This window comes from Aeromicrobium sp. Leaf272 (assembly GCF_001422865.1).
In the GTDB taxonomy this organism is placed as follows: domain Bacteria; phylum Actinomycetota; class Actinomycetes; order Propionibacteriales; family Nocardioidaceae; genus Aeromicrobium.
Map to the genome: position 1 here is coordinate 438,673 of NZ_LMMY01000009.1, position 577 is coordinate 439,249.

General features: G+C 69.8%; 1 protein-coding gene. It reads right to left on the reverse strand.

Features of this window, described 5'->3' with window-relative positions; all coding sequences use genetic code 11:
* On the reverse strand, positions 1 to 343 hold a 343-nt coding region (locus ASF38_RS18715), incomplete at its 3' end, for an acyl-CoA dehydrogenase family protein (protein WP_235497375.1).
* Positions 344 to 577 lie beyond the last annotated feature (234 nt).

A 577-nucleotide genomic window follows, 5' to 3' on the forward strand; every position in this document is an offset into this window, starting at 1 on the left:
CGATGTCGGGCAGCCAGCGCTGCTTCTGCTCCTCGGTGCCGTGCTGCAGGACGGACGTGCCGAACAGGCCCGACGACACCGAGACGATGCCGCGGATGGCCGAGTCGGCCCGGCCCAGCTCCTCGGCCGCGAGCACGTAGGTGACGTAGTCGCCGCCGACCCCGCCGTACTCCTCGGGGATGGTGAGACCGAAGAAGCCGATCTCGCCGAGCTTGGGGATGATCGCGAGGTCCACGGACTCGGCGCGGTCCCACGCGGCACGGTGCGGCACGACCTCGCGGTCGAGGAAGTCACGCGCAAGGGCGCGGAAGCTCGCCTGCTCGTCGGTGAGGGTCAGGTCCATGCGACCGATGCTGCCACGCAGTTGACGCGTCGGCTGGCGTGCGGGTCGGCGAGAACGACACCACTCGGCAAGTCCGTCGACCCCACACGGGTGGACCGACCTCAATCGCCAATCCAGTGGAGTGCGGAACCGGGACGCCGGGAGCACTCCTCCGCCAGGGTCCGGAGACGCAGAAGTCCTCTTCGCTCCGGCCCGTCGGTCGCCAGAGCCGTCGCTCGAACGCACTCGCTGATC